Annotated in this window: 18 protein-coding genes; 14 read left to right on the top strand and 4 right to left on the bottom strand. The window is 70.5% G+C overall.

What is annotated here, in order from left to right; genetic code table 11:
- Positions 1 to 14: 14 nt before the first annotated feature.
- Genes ABZ195_RS10990 through ABZ195_RS10955 form a run of 8 tightly spaced genes read left to right on the top strand, consistent with a single transcriptional unit; the run spans position 15 to position 6,235 of the window.
- Entirely contained in the window at positions 15 to 890 is an 876-nt protein-coding gene (locus tag ABZ195_RS10990) for a MoxR family ATPase (protein ID WP_355217505.1), read from the top strand.
- Complete coding sequence (locus ABZ195_RS10985) at positions 890 to 2,338, top strand: VWA domain-containing protein (protein WP_355217503.1); 1,449 nt, start codon at positions 890 to 892, stop codon at positions 2,336 to 2,338. Before ABZ195_RS10990 ends, ABZ195_RS10985 begins: the two co-directional genes overlap by 1 nt.
- 11 nt (positions 2,339 to 2,349) lie before the next feature.
- Complete coding sequence (gene nadD, locus ABZ195_RS10980; RefSeq protein ID WP_355217501.1) at positions 2,350 to 2,988, top strand: nicotinate-nucleotide adenylyltransferase; 639 nt, start codon at positions 2,350 to 2,352, stop codon at positions 2,986 to 2,988.
- Positions 2,985 to 3,353, top strand: coding sequence for a ribosome silencing factor (gene rsfS / locus ABZ195_RS10975; protein WP_355217499.1), 369 nt, complete (start codon positions 2,985 to 2,987; stop codon positions 3,351 to 3,353). The genes nadD and rsfS overlap by 4 nt, the downstream gene beginning before the upstream one ends.
- Complete coding sequence (gene gpgP / locus ABZ195_RS10970) at positions 3,350 to 4,030, top strand: glucosyl-3-phosphoglycerate phosphatase (RefSeq protein ID WP_355217497.1); 681 nt, start codon at positions 3,350 to 3,352, stop codon at positions 4,028 to 4,030. The genes rsfS and gpgP overlap by 4 nt, the downstream gene beginning before the upstream one ends.
- The gene (gene octT, locus ABZ195_RS10965; protein ID WP_355217496.1) at positions 4,020 to 4,769 is read left to right on the top strand and encodes a diglucosylglycerate octanoyltransferase; all 750 of its coding nucleotides are present in this window, start codon (positions 4,020 to 4,022) and stop codon (positions 4,767 to 4,769) included. Before gpgP ends, octT begins: the two co-directional genes overlap by 11 nt.
- A gap of 2 nt (positions 4,770 to 4,771) precedes the next feature.
- Positions 4,772 to 5,608: a DegV family protein gene (locus ABZ195_RS10960; protein ID WP_355217494.1), complete on the top strand. Its 837-nt coding sequence runs from the start codon at positions 4,772 to 4,774 to the stop codon at positions 5,606 to 5,608.
- Between the two features lie 9 nt (positions 5,609 to 5,617).
- Positions 5,618 to 6,235 carry a maleylpyruvate isomerase family mycothiol-dependent enzyme gene (locus ABZ195_RS10955; RefSeq protein ID WP_355217493.1) on the top strand — a complete coding sequence of 206 codons (618 nt, stop codon included), beginning with the start codon at positions 5,618 to 5,620 and terminating at the stop codon, positions 6,233 to 6,235.
- Here ABZ195_RS10955 and ABZ195_RS10950 read toward each other — a convergent pair.
- On the bottom strand, positions 6,232 to 7,128 hold the full coding sequence (locus ABZ195_RS10950) for a serine hydrolase (RefSeq protein ID WP_355217491.1): 897 nt from the start codon (positions 7,126 to 7,128) through the stop codon (positions 6,232 to 6,234). The two genes, ABZ195_RS10955 and ABZ195_RS10950, sit on opposite strands and share 4 nt — an antisense overlap.
- Entirely contained in the window at positions 7,125 to 8,048 is a 924-nt protein-coding gene (locus ABZ195_RS10945; protein ID WP_355217490.1) for a LysR family transcriptional regulator, read from the bottom strand. Before ABZ195_RS10945 ends, ABZ195_RS10950 begins: the two co-directional genes overlap by 4 nt.
- 71 nt (positions 8,049 to 8,119) lie before the next feature.
- Between ABZ195_RS10945 and bla the strand changes: the two genes are divergently transcribed.
- Complete coding sequence (gene bla, locus ABZ195_RS10940; protein ID WP_355217488.1) at positions 8,120 to 9,016, top strand: class A beta-lactamase; 897 nt, start codon at positions 8,120 to 8,122, stop codon at positions 9,014 to 9,016.
- Positions 9,017 to 9,019: 3 nt separating this feature from the next.
- On the opposite strand, the gene ABZ195_RS10935 is transcribed toward bla, so the two are convergent.
- Positions 9,020 to 10,081 (bottom strand): dihydrodipicolinate reductase, encoded by a 1,062-nt coding sequence (locus tag ABZ195_RS10935; RefSeq protein ID WP_355217486.1) that lies wholly within the window; start codon positions 10,079 to 10,081, stop codon positions 9,020 to 9,022.
- Positions 10,082 to 10,084: 3 nt separating this feature from the next.
- Here ABZ195_RS10935 and ABZ195_RS10930 point away from each other — a divergent pair, with 3 nt between their 5' ends.
- From ABZ195_RS10930 to holA, 5 genes are all read left to right on the top strand, one after another.
- Positions 10,085 to 11,203 carry an acetamidase/formamidase family protein gene (locus ABZ195_RS10930; RefSeq protein ID WP_355217484.1) on the top strand — a complete coding sequence of 373 codons (1,119 nt, stop codon included), beginning with the start codon at positions 10,085 to 10,087 and terminating at the stop codon, positions 11,201 to 11,203.
- Positions 11,200 to 11,604: a RidA family protein gene (locus ABZ195_RS10925; protein ID WP_355217875.1), complete on the top strand. Its 405-nt coding sequence runs from the start codon at positions 11,200 to 11,202 to the stop codon at positions 11,602 to 11,604. Before ABZ195_RS10930 ends, ABZ195_RS10925 begins: the two co-directional genes overlap by 4 nt.
- Positions 11,605 to 11,690: 86 nt before the next feature.
- Positions 11,691 to 12,515: a ComEA family DNA-binding protein gene (locus ABZ195_RS10920; protein WP_355217483.1), complete on the top strand. Its 825-nt coding sequence runs from the start codon at positions 11,691 to 11,693 to the stop codon at positions 12,513 to 12,515.
- On the top strand, positions 12,512 to 14,005 hold the full coding sequence (locus ABZ195_RS10915) for a ComEC/Rec2 family competence protein (RefSeq protein ID WP_355217481.1): 1,494 nt from the start codon (positions 12,512 to 12,514) through the stop codon (positions 14,003 to 14,005). Before ABZ195_RS10920 ends, ABZ195_RS10915 begins: the two co-directional genes overlap by 4 nt.
- Before the next feature lie 21 nt (positions 14,006 to 14,026).
- Positions 14,027 to 14,971: a DNA polymerase III subunit delta gene (gene holA / locus ABZ195_RS10910; RefSeq protein ID WP_355217873.1), complete on the top strand. Its 945-nt coding sequence runs from the start codon at positions 14,027 to 14,029 to the stop codon at positions 14,969 to 14,971.
- Between the two features lies 1 nt (position 14,972).
- On the opposite strand, the gene rpsT is transcribed toward holA, so the two are convergent.
- The gene (rpsT, locus tag ABZ195_RS10905) at positions 14,973 to 15,233 is read right to left on the bottom strand and encodes a 30S ribosomal protein S20 (RefSeq protein ID WP_355217479.1); all 261 of its coding nucleotides are present in this window, start codon (positions 15,231 to 15,233) and stop codon (positions 14,973 to 14,975) included.
- Positions 15,234 to 15,481: the final 248 nt, after the last annotated feature.

The following is a 15,481-nucleotide window of genomic DNA, read 5'->3' as shown; positions in this document are numbered from 1 at the left end:
GGAGAACACCCAACGTGGCCGTCCCCACCCGTCCGACCCCGCTGTTCACCGACATCGACGACGTCGCCAAGCGGCTCGCCGAAACCGGCTACCTCCCCGACACGGCCACGGCGACGGCGGTCTTCCTCGCCGACCGGTTGGGCAAGCCGCTTCTCGTCGAGGGACCGGCCGGCGTCGGCAAGACGGAACTGGCCCGCGCGATCGCGCAGTGCACCGGTTCCGGTCTGGTGCGGTTGCAGTGCTACGAGGGCGTCGACGAGGCCCGTGCCCTCTACGAGTGGAACCACGCCAAGCAGATCCTGCGCATCCAGTCCGGGTCCGCCGACTGGGACCAGACCAAGACCGACGTCTTCAGCGAGGAGTTCCTGCTCCAGCGACCGCTGCTGACCGCGATCCGGCGAACCGACCCGACCGTGCTGCTGATCGACGAGACCGACAAGGCCGACATCGAGATCGAGGGCCTGCTGCTGGAGGTGCTGTCCGACTTCGCCGTCACCGTGCCGGAATTGGGCACGATCACCGCCACCCGCACCCCGTTCGTGCTGCTGACCTCCAACGCGACCCGCGAACTGTCCGAGGCGCTCAAGCGACGATGCCTGTTCCTGCACATCGACTTTCCCACGCCGGACCTGGAGCGCCGGATCCTGTTGTCGCGCGTACCCGAACTCCCGGAGAAGATCGCCGAGGAGCTGGTCCGGATCATCGGGGTGCTGCGCGACATGCAGCTCAAGAAGGTCCCGTCGGTTGCGGAGACCATCGACTGGGGCCGAACGGTGTTGGCCCTGGGCATGGACACCATCGACGACGAGATGATCGCCGCCACGCTCGGCGTGGTGCTCAAGCACCAGTCCGATCAGGTCAAGGCCAGCGGGGAGCTCAGGCTCAACTGATGGCCTACAGTCGCAGTACCCCGCCGCAACCCCTTGCGCCCCATGGTTTCCCGGGCCATCTGGTGGAGTTCGTCGAGGCGCTGCGCGGGGTGGGCATCGCAGTCGGGCCGTCGGAGACGGTCGACGCGGGGCAGGTGATGACGGTGCTCGGACTCGGTGACCGCGAGGTGCTGCGCGAGGGGCTGGCGTGTGCAGTGCTGCGCCGGCCGGACCATCGCAGCACCTACGACGCCATGTTCGACCTGTGGTTCCCCGCGGCTCTGGGTGCCCGCACGGTGCTCTCGGACGAGGAGTCCGACGATCCGACCGCGCCCGACGGCGCGCCAGGCCGCGACGCCGAGGCGCTGCGGGCCGCGCTGGTGGAGATGTTGGCCGGCAACGAGGACATGGCCACCATGGACGACCGGCTGGCGGCGATGGTCGCCCAGATCGTCGAGGCGTTCGGCAAGTACAGCTCCAGCCGGGGTCCGTCGTACTCGTCGTATCAGGCGCTCAAGGCCATGGCCCTCGACGAGCTGGAGGGCAAGCTGCTCGCCGGCCTGCTGGCGCCCTACGGCGAGGAGCCCACCCCCACCCAGGAGCAGATCGCCAAGGCGATGGCCGCCAAGCGCATCGGACAGCTGCGCCGCATGGTCGAGGCCGAGACCAAGCGTCGCACCGCCGAGCAACTCGGGCGCCAGCACGTCCAGACCTACGGCATTCCCCAGCTCGCCGAGAACGTCGAGTTCCTGCGGGCCTCCGGTGAGCAGCTGCGCGAGATGCGCCGGGTGGTCGCGCCGCTGGCCAGGACCCTCGCGTCTCGACTGGCCGCGCGTCGCCGACGGTCGCGCGCCGGTCAGATCGACTTGCGCAAGACGCTGCGAAAGTCGATGTCCACCGGCGGCGTGCCCATCGAGGTCGTGCTCAAGAAGCCGCGCCCGGCCCGTCCGGAACTGGTCGTGCTGTGCGACGTGTCCGGCTCGGTCGCCGGCTTCAGCCACTTCACCCTGCTTCTGGTCAATGCGCTGCGTCAGCAGTTCAGCAGGGTTCGCGTCTTCGCCTTCATCGACACCACCGACGAGGTCACCGAGATGTTCGGGCCCGAGGCCGACCTGGCCGTCGCCGTGCAGCGCATCACTCGGGAGGCGGGGGTGTTCACCCGTGACGGTCATTCCGACTACGGGCACGCGTTCGTCTCGTTCCTGGACAAGTATCCGAGCGTGCTCTCCCCGCGCAGCTCCCTGCTGGTGCTCGGCGACGCGCGCAACAACTACCGCAATCCCGAGGTCGACCTGCTGACGCACATGGTGACCGCCAGCCGGCACGCCCATTGGCTCAACCCGGAGCCCAGGCACCTGTGGGGCAGCGGAGATTCGGCGGTGCCGCGGTACTCCGGCGTCATCCCCATGCACGAGTGCCGCTCGGCCAAGCAGCTCGCCGCGGTGATCGACCAGCTGCTACCCGTCTAAGCTGCCTAGTCGTGACTCGACGCAGACTTGGGGTGATGGGCGGAACGTTCGACCCCATCCACCACGGTCACCTCGTGGCCGCGAGCGAGGTCGCCGATCTGTTCGCCCTCGACGAGGTCGTCTTCGTGCCCACCGGTCAGCCGTGGCAGAAGCGCGACCGCTCGGTCACCGCGGCCGAGGACCGCTACCTGATGACGGTCATCGCCACCGCGGCCAATCCACGCTTCTCGGTCAGTCGGGTCGACATCGACCGCGGCGGTCCGACCTACACCAAGGACACGCTGCGTGACCTCGCGGCGCTCAATCCCGACGCCGACCTGTACTTCATCACCGGGGCCGACGCCCTCGGCTCGATCCTGTCCTGGCAGAACTGGGAGCAGTTGTTCGCCCTCGCACGCTTCGTGGGGGTCAGCCGGCCCGGCTACGAGCTCGACGGCGAGCACATCGAGGCGGCGATGAAGGAACTGCCCGCCGACTCGCTGAAACTCGTCGAGGTTCCGGCGCTGGCGATCTCGTCGAGTGACTGCCGAAGGCGGGCCGAACTCGGCAGGCCCATCTGGTACCTGGTGCCAGATGGCGTCGTCCAATACGTCACCAAGCGCGGTCTCTATCCCGCGACGGCTCACTTACTAGGGGAACACCACGCATGACGGCCACCGCAGAAGCCATCCACATGGCCACGATCGCAGCCCAGGCCGCGTCGGCCAAGCTCGCCGACGACGTCGTCGTCATCGACGTCTCCGACCAACTGGTCATCACGGACTGCTTCGTGGTCGCCTCGGCGTCCAACGACCGCCAGGTGAACGCAATCGTCGACGAGGTCGAGGAGAAGATGCGGCTGGCCGGGTACAAGCCCGCCCGCCGCGAAGGTACCCGCGAGGGCCGGTGGGTGCTGCTCGACTACATCGACATCGTGGCCCACATCCAACACCAGGACGAGCGCAATTTCTATGCCCTGGACCGGCTTTGGCGCGACTGCCCGATCATCCCGGTCGACCTGGACGGCGAACGGTGAGGGTTCGTCGCCTGGTGCTGTTGCGTCACGGGCAGACGCAGTACAACGCCGGCAACCGCATGCAGGGCCAGCTCGACACCGATCTGACCGACCTTGGACGCGATCAGGCCGCCGCGGCCGCCGAGGTGCTGGCCAAGCGTCAGCCGCTGGCCATCGTGTCCTCGGATCTGCGGCGCGCCGCCGACACCGCGACCGCGCTGGCCGAGCGCAGCGGGGTGGAGATGTCGCTCGACACCCGCCTTCGCGAGACGCACCTCGGTGACTGGCAGGGTTTGACCCATCACGAGGTCGACGACGTCGCGCCCGGCGCTCGGTTCGCGTGGCGCGACGACGCCAGGTGGGCTCCACACGGCGGCGAGAGCAGGGTCGACGTCGCCGAGCGCAGCATGCCGCTGGTCGACGAATTGCTGACCCAACTCGAGGGCTGGGGCTCCGCGGATGCCGGGGACGCCTCGGACCGCCCGGTGGTGCTGGTGGCTCACGGCGGGTTGATCGCCGCGCTCACGGCCGCCCTGCTGAACCTGCCGGTCGACAACTGGCCGGTGCTCGGCGGCATGGGCAACGCCAGCTGGGTGCAGCTGTCCGGGCATTCCGATGACGACGCGGCGCCACGGGAGATCCGGTGGCGGCTCGACGTGTGGAACGCCTCGGCCCAGGTCGCCAACGATGTCCTCTGACGAGTCCGCTCCTGCCCGCCGGACCCTCCTCGTCTTCTGTGACTCCCTGTCCTACTACGGGCCGACCGGCGGCCTGCCGGCCGACGACCCCAGGATTTGGCCCAACATCGTTGCCGCCCAACTCGACTGGGACGTCGAGCTGATCGGTCGCATCGGGTGGACCTGTCGCGACGTATGGTGGGCCGCCATCCAGGACCCCCGCGCCTGGGCGTCGCTGCCCCGCGCGGGTGCGGTGGTCTTCGCGACGTCCGGCATGGATTCACTGCCCTCGCCGTTGCCGACCGCGCTGCGCGAGGGGATCCGCTACCTGCGGCCGCCGACGCTGCGCCGCTGGGTACGCGACGGATACGGCTGGCTGCAGCCGAGGCTGTCGCCGCTGGCGCGCCCCGCACTGCCTGCCCATCTGAGCGTGGACTATCTCGAACAGACCCGCGCCGCAATCGACTTCAACCGACCGGGCATTCCGTTCGTCGCGTGCGTCCCGTCCGTTCACGTTGCGCAGACCTACGGCAGGTCGCACCGCTGGCGCGACGCCACCGCCGCCGCCATCACCGACTGGGGTCGACGGCACGACGTCCCGATCGTCGACCTCAAGGCCGCGGTGGGCGACGAGGTGATGAGTGGCCGGGGCAATCCCGACGGCATCCACTGGAACTTCGAGGCGCACCGCGCGGTGGCCGACCTGATGATGAAGGGACTCGCCGAGGCGGGCGTGACGACCGTGGACTCGGGTAGCTGATCGTGGCCGTCACGGTGGTCACCGACTCCTCGGCCCGGTTGGAGCGGCAACTGTTGCAGCGGTGGGGGATTCGACAGGTTCCGCTGCACGTGCTGGTCGACGGTGCCGACCTGCTCGACGAGGTCGACGACGTGCCCCACGACGTCCACGACCGACCACACGCGACCACCGCCGGAGCCTCACCGGCCGATCTGTCGCAGGCGTACCGGAAGGCGCTGGCCGACAGCGGTGGCGACGGGGTGGTCGCGGTGCACTTGTCCGCGGCGTTGTCGAGCACGTTCAGTTCGGCCGTCGGGGCGGCCCGTGAGTTCGGATCAGCGGTGCGCGTGGTGAATTCGCGGTCGGCTGCGGCCGGTGTCGGGTTCGTCGCGCTCGCCGCGGCGCGCGCCGCGGCCGCCGGCGGGGACCTCGACGCCGTGGAGACCGCGGCGCGGGATGCGGTGCCTCGCGGTCACGCCTTCATCGTGGTGCACCGGCTCGACAATCTGCGCCGCAGCGGCCGGATCGGCACCGCGGCGTCGTGGCTGGGCACCGCACTCTCGTTGAAGCCGTTGCTACGCCTCGACGTCGACGGCCGACTGGTGCTGTCCCAGCGCATCCGTACGGCGTCCAAGGCGCATGCGGCGCTCGTCGACGCCGTCGCCGAGGTGGTCGGCGACCGCCTGGCGACTCTCGCGGTGCACCACGTCGACGACTACGACGGCGCGGCCGAGGTCGGCGCGGCGCTGACCACCCGGCTGCCCCAGGTGAACACGATGTCCGTCACCGACATGGGCCCGGTGCTGTCGGTGCACGTCGGGGGTGGCGCCATCGGCGTCTGCGTCACGCTGGAGGATTGAGGAGACACCATGGCGTATCTGGAACTGACGCGGGCGGAGCGCGAGGACTTCGCGGACCTCCTCGACGGTCTGACGCCGGACCAGTGGGCGGCGCCGTCGCTGTGCGCAGGCTGGACCGTTCGGGACGTCGCCGCGCATTGCATCAGTTTCGAGGGTGTTCCGCCTGCCGGTCTGGCCGCTCGGTTCCTGAAGGGATGGCTTCAGACCGACCGGATCAACGCGCTGGCCGTCGAGGCCTTGGCGGACCGCACGGACGAGCAGATCGTGGGCATCTTTCGCGACAACACCGAGCCGTCGGGACTGACCGCTGGGTTTGGTGGCCGGATCGCGTTGACCGACAACATGATCCACCAGCAAGACATCCGGCGTCCGTTGGGCCTGCCGCGGACCATCCCGCCGGACCGCCTTCGCGTCGCACTGGACTTCGTGCGCTACGCACCCACCATCCGCGGTGCGTGGCGCGCCCGCGGCACGCGACTGGTGGCCGTCGACGTCGACTGGTCGCACGGCAAGGGGCCCGAGGTGCGTGGGTCTGGCGAGGCGCTGCTGATGGTCATGGCGGGCCGTCGCGACGCGCTCGCCGACCTCGACGGACCGGGCATCCGGATGCTCGCCGCCCGGCTCTAGCGGTGGATGCCCCGCAGGTGGTCGACGGCAAGACGGGCGGCGTGCCCGATGGCGGCATCCACCGTCGGCTGGACGGCGGCCGCTCGGGCCGATTGCGTGAAGACTGCGACGGCGTAGGGCCTTTCGTCGTCGAACTGGACGACGCCGACGTCGTGCCGTAGCGCGCCCATGGTCCCGGTCTTGCTGGCCACCTGCACCCCCGCGAACGGGAATCCGCTGTGAATGCGCGTGGTTCGCACCTGCAGACCCATCAGTCGCCGGATGAAGGCGCAACTCTGCGCGCTGGCAGCGGCATCGGTCCAGATGCGGGTGAGGAGCGTCGTCATCTCCCTCGCGGTGGCGGAACTGGAGTGCAACGGATCATAGGCGCGCGGGTCGACGGTCCGGTCGGCGTCGGCGAGGGCCTCCAGCGCCGCCGCCAGGGTGGTGGTGCCGGTGTCGACGTGGAGAAGGCGGTAGGCATCGGCGGTGCCGCCCACCACGCGGCTTCTGGTGAGGCCGAGGGCGCGCAGCGTCTCGGCGATCTCTTCGATGCCGACCCGTCGGATGATTGCGTCGGCGGCGGCGTTGTCCGACACGCTCATCATCGTCGAGGCCAGGTCGCGCCACGACATGGTGACGGCGTCGAGCAGTGCCGAGATTCCGGTTGGGCCCACGGTGCGGTCGGCGGGTTCGAGCGTGATCCGCTCCAGCGGGTCGAGCCGGCCGTCGTCGACCATCCGCATCATCGCGACCAGGAGCGGCAACTTGTACACCGAGGCGATGGCCACGGGACGATCGCCGGCGACGTCGACGGTGCCGCCGCTCGAACCGTCGGCGGCGACGGCGTGAAGCCAGCCGGTGGCGCCGGCGTCGGCGAAGACATGGCCGATGTGGTCGCAGACGTCGCTCATCGCCCGCCACCCGCCACGTCGTCGAGTGCCTGTTGCACGGCTGCGAGTACCCCGGGCTCGACCGGGCGGTCGGGGTTCGTCGGACGAACCAGTCTCAGCCGCAACGGAAACGGATCCCCGGTGAGGATCAGATTGGCGATGCTGGGCGACGAGAGGTTCGGGTCGGCGGTCAGGGCCGCCACCGTGCCGGATGCCGCGGCGAGCATCGCGGCGCGGTCGTCCTCGGCGTGGCGTTGGCTCAGCCGAACCCCGTGCCGTGCCGACACGTCGAGCAGGTCGTCGTGCGCGGCGGGGTGGTGTCGGCGTGGCGGCAGCGCCAGCGGCAGGGCGCGCGCCAGCTCCTTCGCCGATATTCGAGCCGAATCGCCCTGGGCGAGAGCGTGATCGGCGGCAACCAGGACGTGCCGTGGCAGCCGCACGACGGGACCCGCCTGCAGGCCCGCCACCGGAGCCGGGTGGACGACGACGGCGACGTCGACCGTGCCGCGGAGCGCCATGGGCAGCAGCTCCGTGGTCGGCGCGGTGGACTGCTCGACCCGCCGGTGCGGCTGCACGACGCGTGCGCAGGTGACCAGGGCCGCCACCGCGCTCACCGGCAGTTGGGGCGGCACCCCGAGGCGAAGGCCCACCGGTTCCAGTCGCGCATCGTCGGCAGCGGACAGCAGCAGGGCCACCTCGCCGAGGATCCGGCGGGCATGGGGGAGTAGGGCGGCACCGGCGTCGGTCAGCGCGACGCCGCGGCTGCTGCGGTCGAACAGCGTGAACCCCAGCTTGCGCTCGAGGCGACGCAGACCCTGTGAGAGCGGTGGCTGACTGACGCCCACGGCGTCCGCGGCCCGACCGAAGTGCAACTCGTCGGCCACCGCCACGAAGAACTCGAGGTGTCTGACCAGGTCGATGCGCTGGTGAGCAGCGGTCATACGTCGATGATATCGCTGAGCGCGTCAGTCGATCTTGGACATGCTGCGCGCAGAATGGTCTAGTCGTCGCCATGACCACCTCGATGAGCCGCCGCACGCTACTGGGTATCGGACTGGCCGCAGTCGGCACCGCCGCGGTTGGGCGCACCGCGGCGCCAGCCCGGGCGCAAGGGCCCGGCGCCTCGGACGCGTTGGCGCAGCTGGAAGCTCGCGCCAAGGTTCGGTTGGGCGTCTTCGCGGTCGACACCGGCAGCCGGGCCGTCGTGACGCATCGCGCCGACGAACGATTCCTGATGTGCTCGACGGCCAAGGTGTTGGTCGTCGCCGCCGTCCTCCGGCGCAGCCAGACCGAGCCTGGCCTCCTCGACCGGGTCGTCGACTACGGGCCGTCGGACGTGCTCGCCTGGGCGCCGGTGACGTCTCTGCACGTGACCGAGGGGATGACGGTCGCCGCGTTGTGCGACGCCGCGATCACGGTCAGCGACAACACGGCCGCCAACCTGCTCGTCGGATTGCTCGGTGGGCCGCCCGCCGTCACCGAGTTCGCGCGCACCCTCGGCGACGACGTCACACGTGCCGACCGCCTCGAGCCAGATCTCAACGTCACCAGCCCGGGGGACGAGCGTGACACCTCGACGCCGGCGCAGATGGCCGCCGATCTGCAGACGCTCGTCCTGGGCACTGCCCTCGACGACGGTTCGCGCCGGCGTCTGACCGACCTCCTGATCGCCAACACCACGGGCGGCCAGGCCATCCGGGCCGGCGTGCCGGGCGACTGGACCGTTGGCGACAAGACCGGAAGCGGTGCCCAAGGCGAGAGCAACGACCTCGCCGTGGCGTGGCCGCCGCATCGCGCGCCGGTGATCGTCTCGGTCTACGTGTCGCCCCGGGATCCGGCGCTCCCGGCCGACGAGGCGCACCGCGTCATCGCCCAGGCGTCGAGGATCGTCGTCGACGCCGTGTCGTGACGACTAGTGCTGGCGCCGAAGGCGACCCGTCACCGGTGGCAGGTCCTTCAGGGTGACGATTCCCGGCGCCGCGGCGACGACGGCGGGCACCGCGTTGGTCACCGGCATTGCGGTGTAGATCATGCCAAGGCCCATGAAGCCCGGCTCACGCCAGTCCTTGGGCGGCAGACAGTGCAGTACGGTGCGCATGTTCGGCGTGCCGAAGACCTGGATGACGTGACCCTGCTCGAGCGGCTTGGGTGGGGTGACGTGGGTGCCCATCGTCCAGTTGAAGCCCACGCTGACGACGTTCCGGTCGCCCACCCAGCCGCGGTGATATCCGAAGACCCCGCCGACGGTACCCGCGGGGATCTGCATGAAGCCGAGGTCGGAATCGCCGGTGGCGGCGGTGAACTCGACGTCGAAGGTCATCCTGTCCAGGGTGGCGCCGATCGCGTCGGCCATCATCGCCGCCGACTCGGCGAACACCTCGCTCTCCCGCCGAACGCTCTCGGCGAGGTCGGGGGTCTGAGGGTCACGGCCGAATCCCATGGCCGACTGCGTGCCCGCCGACTCATAGGTCGAGCAGTCCACCGACTCGGTGATCCGGATCTGGTCGACGTCCTCGCATGCACCGGAGAGCACCATGCCCACCATGTTGGTCATACCGGGATGAGCCCCACTGCCGAAGATGGTGGAATTGCCCGTGGCGCAGGCCTTCTGAATGCGACCGATGTCCTCCGGGGTCTGCTTGCCGCCGGTGATCCAGGCGGCACTGGAGCAGACGTTCACACCCGCCTCCAGCAGCCGGACGAGCTCGTCGACGCTGGGCCACAGCGGGTTGTAGCAGCAGGCGTCGGGCCGCAGGGAGATCAGGGCGTCGACGTCGTTCGTCGCGGTGACGCCCGTCGGCTCGGTCAGGCCGGCCAGTTCGGCGGCGTCGACGCCCACCTTGTCGGCGCCGTGGGCGTACACCCCGACCAGTTCCATGTCGTCGCGCCCGATGACGGCGTGCAGCGAACGCCGTCCGATGTTGCCGGTGGTCCACTGGATCACCCGGAGCGGCCTGTCGGTCGTCGAAGTCATGGCGTGAACACTATTCGCGAGGTGTTCACCGGCGGGCCGATTCCCGCACTTCGTCGCCGCGCCGAGAGGGTCGACCGCTGGCATGATCGCCGGATGCACCACTTCCTGCCCGCCACGCCGTCGACGGTGCACTGGGGTTTCTTCGACCCGCGCCTGCCCCCGGCCGTCGTCGTCGCGTCCGGTGACCTGATCCAGATCGAGACGCTGACCCATCATGCGGGCGACGCTCCGGACCTGCTCATGGACGACGGCGTCGCCGCGGTCTTCGATTCCGTCACCGACCGTGGGCCGGGACCGCACCTGTTGACCGGACCCGTCGCCGTCGAGGGCGCCCGCCCCGGGGACGTCCTGCAGGTGGACATCCTCGAAGCGGTCCCGCGGCTGCCCTACGGGTCGAATCTGGCCGCGCACTGGGGCCACCTCTACGACGTGCTGCCGGTCGAACGCGTGACGATCTACGAACTGGACTGCGATGGCCTGCTGGCCCGCGCGGTCTTCGGCTACGACTGGGCCGCGACTCCGCTGGCCGACCAGCCAGGCACCGTCGTCACCCCCGACGCCGAGGCCCGTGAACCCGCGCTGCCGGGTGTCGTCATCCCGCTGCGCCCGCACTTTGGCACCATGGGGGTCGCGCCCGCCGAACCGCAGCGGGTGTCGTCGGTGCCGCCCGGCGATCACGGTGGCAACGTCGACGACTGGCGGATCGGAGTGGGTGGCCGAATGTACTTCCCGGTTCAGGTGCCCGGCGCACTGCTCTCGGTGGGTGACCCGCACGTCTCTCAAGGCGACGGCGAAGTCAGCGGGACCGCACTGGAGGCCTCCCTCAACGGATTGCTGCGCGTGACGGTTCGCCGTGACGTGCCGTTCACCGTCCCGGTGTTGGAGACTTCGACCGACATGGTGGTGCACGGATTCGGCGACACCCTCGACGAGGCGATGAAGGCTGCTGCGACGAGGACTCTCGACGTACTCCAACGACATTTCGGCCTGAGTGGCGTGGACGCGTACTCCTTCATGTCGGTCGCCGTCGACTTCACGGTCACCCAGGTCGTCGATCAACGCCAGGGCGTTCACGGCCGTATCGACAAACGGTGCTTCCCGAGCTGGCGGCTCGCCGGATGACCGGGATTCGGGCGTTCACCTTCAGCCCCGCCGACGGCGTTCCGCCCGGGGTCGCCCCGTTCGCCCACGCCACCGCCGCGGGCCAGACCCTCTACGTCACCGGTCAGATGCCCACCGGGGTGGACGGCGCCGTGGTGGGCTCCGACGTCGCCACCCAGACCGATCAGGTGCTGCGTAACCTGTTGCGCGTCAGCGAACTCTGCGGCGGCGGGCTGGCCGACGTGGTCTCGGTGCGCGCCTTCCTGACGAACTGGGCCGACTACGACGCGTTCAACGCCGCCTACGCCGCGTGGTTCCCGGATCGGTTGCCGTCCAGGACGTGCGTCGGGGTGAGCGGGCTGGCCGTCGACGCGCTGGTCGAGATCGACTGGGTGTGCTGGCGCTCGGACGGGTGGGGGTAGTCCACAGACGGCGCTTCATCCACAGCGGGTGTCCGTCGGCCGGCTGGCGGGGCAATCCCGTCCGTCGCCGCGCCTAACGTCGCGGCATGCGCACCGAACGACCGGTCCTCGACGTGGAACGCCGGCTCTCCGGAACACGCTCGCCCGAGGGGGATGCCGAGGCCGCCTCCAGCGCCGAGGAGTCCGACACCTCCCTGTCGCGATGGCTGCCCGAGGCGACCACCGGCACCGCCTCGGGATGGGTCGCCTTGGTCCGGGCCGACCCGGGCCGCGCGGGTGTCGTCGGCCTCGTGGTCCTCGGTGCCGTCGCCGTCCTGGTGACGGTGTTCACGCTGACCCGCGACGACGGGCCCGCGGTCACGTCGGCGAAACTGCCGCCGGTGCAGATGGTCTCGTCCACGGCGCCGGCCGCGCCGCCGGCCGCGCCGGCGGAGGCCGAGGTCACCGTCAGCGTGGTCGGGCTGGTGCATCAGCCCGGTCTGGTGACGCTCGGCACCGGTGGCCGCGTCGCCGACGCGCTCGCCGCCGCGGGCGGGCCGCTCGACGGAGCGGACCTGGTGGGCCTCAACATGGCCCGCCGCGTCGCGGACGGTGAGCAGATCGTCGTCGGCCTGTCGTCACCGCCGGGTGCCCCGCCGTCGATGGGCAGTTCGATCACCTCGCCACCCGGTGCAGCGTCCGCGTCTCCCACCGTCGGCGAGAAGGGCTCGGCACCAGGCGAACTCGTCGACCTGAACACCGCGACGGTCGAGCAGCTCGACGCCCTGCCCGGCGTGGGTCCCGTCACCGCGGCGGCGATCGTCGCCTGGCGTGATGCCAACGGCTCCTTCGCCGGCGTGGATCAACTCGCCGAGGTCGACGGCATCGGCCCGGCTCGCCTGGAGAAGTTGCGCGCCCTGGTTCACGTGTGACCACCACGACGGCCGGCGCCGTCCCCGACGTCCGGCTGGTGCCGAGCGCGCTCACCAGTTGGGCGGTCACCGCGGCCGGCATCGTCTGGGGGGCGACGGCGGCCTGGGCGGTCGTGCTGGCGGCGGTGCTCGTCGCGGCGGCGGTCGCATGGCGGTTGCGGATGCCGTGGCCCGCCGTCGTCGCGGTGGCGGCGGTCGGCGTGGCCTTCGCTGCGGCGGTGGGGATGCGGGTGCACGACGTCGAGCATCATCCCGTCGTCTCCGAGTACGGCACGACCGCGGCGGTCGTCGTGATCCCAACCGAGTCTCCTCGCCTACTGCGGGGGACGCGAATCATGTTCCGCGCCAAACTGATGTCAGTCGACGGGCGGGAGACCACCGGCCGCGTCGTGGTGTTCGCATCGGGATCGGACTATCGCGAGGTGTCCGCTGGTCGGCCCGCGGCCTTTCGTGCCCGCATCTCGCGGCCGATGCGACGGGACCTGTCGGTCGCGGTCCTGACCGCGACGGGCAGCCCGCGGTGGGGCACCGCGAGCCTGGTGCAGCGGGCCGCCGCCGAGGTTCGGGCGCGGTTCGCCGACGCGGCCCGGGCGGTGTTGCCCGGCGACCAGGCGGCGATGCTGCCTGCGCTGGTGCTGGGGGACACCTCCGCGGTCGGCGAGGACGCCCAGGCCGACTTCCGCGCCTCAGGACTGACCCATCTCACGGCGGTGTCGGGCGCCAACGTCACCATCGTGTGTGGCGCGGTCCTGTCCTCGGCGGCCGTGGTCGGTCCGCGGATCGCCGTCGCGCTCGCCGCGGTGGCGCTGATCGCGTTCGTCGTCGTGGTGCAACCCTCGGCCAGCGTGCTGCGGGCCTCGGTCATGGGGTCCATCGCCCTGTTCGCGGTGCTGTCGAGCCGTCGGCGCCAAGCGATTCCGGCGCTGTCGGCCTGTGTGCTGGTGCTGTTGGTCGTGGCGCCCGAGCTCGCGGTCGACGTGGGATTCGCCCTGTCGGTGTCGGCGACCGCCGCACTGGTGGTCGTGGCCCCGGTGTGGGCGCGTCGGCTCGTCGACCGCGGGTGGCCGACGCCGGTGGCCGCGGGGGTCAGCGTCGCCGTCGCCGCCCAGCTCGTCACGGCGCCGCTGGTCGCAGGCATGTCCGGGACCGTCAGCATGGTCTCGGTGCTGGCGAATCTCGCCGTCGCCGTGGTGATTCCGCCGATCACGGTGATCGGCACCGCAGCGGCCGTGCTGACGGTGCCATGGCCCGCCGCCGCCGAGTCGATGATCCGCTTCACCGGACCCGAGCTGTGGTGGCTGACGCACGTCGGCGCCTGGGCGGCGGCGGTTCCCGGCGCGGTGGTGACCACGCCGTCGGGCTGGCCGGGGGTGGCGATCACCGGGGCCGCCGCAGTGGCGACGGTCGCGCTGTGGCGGCGGCGCTGGGGCCGGCTGACGGTCATCGGCGCAGCGGTGTGCCTGGTGGCCTGGAGCGTCGGTGCGGCGTGACACCATCGTGGCGTGAGTCAACTGCACCTCGTCCTGGGCGATGAAGATCTGCTCGTCGACCGCGCGATCGGCACGGTCCTGCGTGCCGCTCGCAAGGAGGCCGGCACGCAGGACGTTCCCGTCGACCGGATGCGCGCCGGCGAGGTCAGCGTCAACGAGCTCGCCGAACTGCTTAGCCCGTCGCTGTTCGCCGACGAACGCATCCTGGTGCTCGAAGCGGCCGCCGAGGCCGGAAAGGACGCGGTCGCCCTGATCGCCGACGCCGCGGCGGACTTGCAGCCGGGCACCGTGCTCGTCGTCGTGCACTCCGGTGCGGGCCGGGCCAAGGCACTGGCCGACCGGCTCAAGGCGCTCGGGGCCGAGGTCCATCCGTGCGCCAAGATCACCAAGGCCGGTGAACGTGCCGACTTCGTCCGCCGCGAATTCCGCGGTCTCAAGGTCAAGGTGGGCGACGACGTCGTCACGGCGGTGCTCGACGCGGTGGGATCCGACGTCCGGGAGCTGGCCGCTGCGTGCTCACAGCTCGTCGCCGACACCGGCGGTGAGGTGACCGCCGACGCGGTGCGCCGCTATCACAGCGGCAAGGCGGAGGTGAAGGGGTTCGACATCGCCGACAAGGCCGTGGCCGGTGACGTGTCCGGCGCCGCCGAGGCGTTGCGGTGGGCGATGATCGGCGGTGAACCGCACGTGGTGCTCGCCGACGCGCTGGCCGAGGCCGTGCACGCGATCGCGCGGGTAGGTCCGCTGTCCGGGGATCCCTACCGGCTGGCGGGCGAGCTGGGCATGCCGCCATGGCGCGTGCAGAAGGCGCAGAAGCAGTCCAGGCGGTGGACACGGGACTCGGTGGCCGAGGCGATGCGCCTCGTGGCCGCCTTGAACGCAGACGTCAAGGGAGCAGCCGCGGACTCGGACTACGCGCTCGAGTCAGCGGTGCGAAGGGTGGCCGAACTGGCCGGGGGGAACTAGCTCAGAGCTTGTGCAGGGCCTGTGCGAGCGCGGACTTCTTGTTGGCCGCCTGGTTCTTGTGGATGACGCCCTTGCTGGCGGCCTTGTCCAGCTTGCGGCTCGTGGTGGCCAGCAACTCGGCGGCCTTGTCCTTCTCACCTGCGTCGATGGCCTCGCGGAAGCCGCGCACAGCCGTGCGCAGAGCGGACTTCACCGACTGGTTGCGCAGGCGCGCGGTCTCGTTGGTGAGGATGCGCTTCTTCTGCGACTTGATGTTGGCCACGCGAAAGTTCCTTTGCGAATGTCTGCTTGGATGTACCAAAGTGTGCACGGGCGCCCTGCTGAGGGCAGCGAGGGTTCACGTTACCAGCGGAGCACCTAAATCCCCAAAGCAGCGTGGCCTGGCCTGCCGAAACGAATACGTTGGGGCAGCATGTCAGTCGTGAGCCTTCGAACCCTGCCTGCGGACGGCGCCCGAACGGGGCGAAAGACCGCGTCCTCGTCCACTCGTCACCACGGCATCTTCGGCGG

It is taken from the genome of Mycobacterium sp. NPDC006124 (assembly GCF_040614235.1).
Classification (GTDB): Bacteria; Actinomycetota; Actinomycetes; order Mycobacteriales; family Mycobacteriaceae; genus Mycobacterium.
This window is presented reverse-complemented; position numbering and strand designations above follow the sequence as displayed.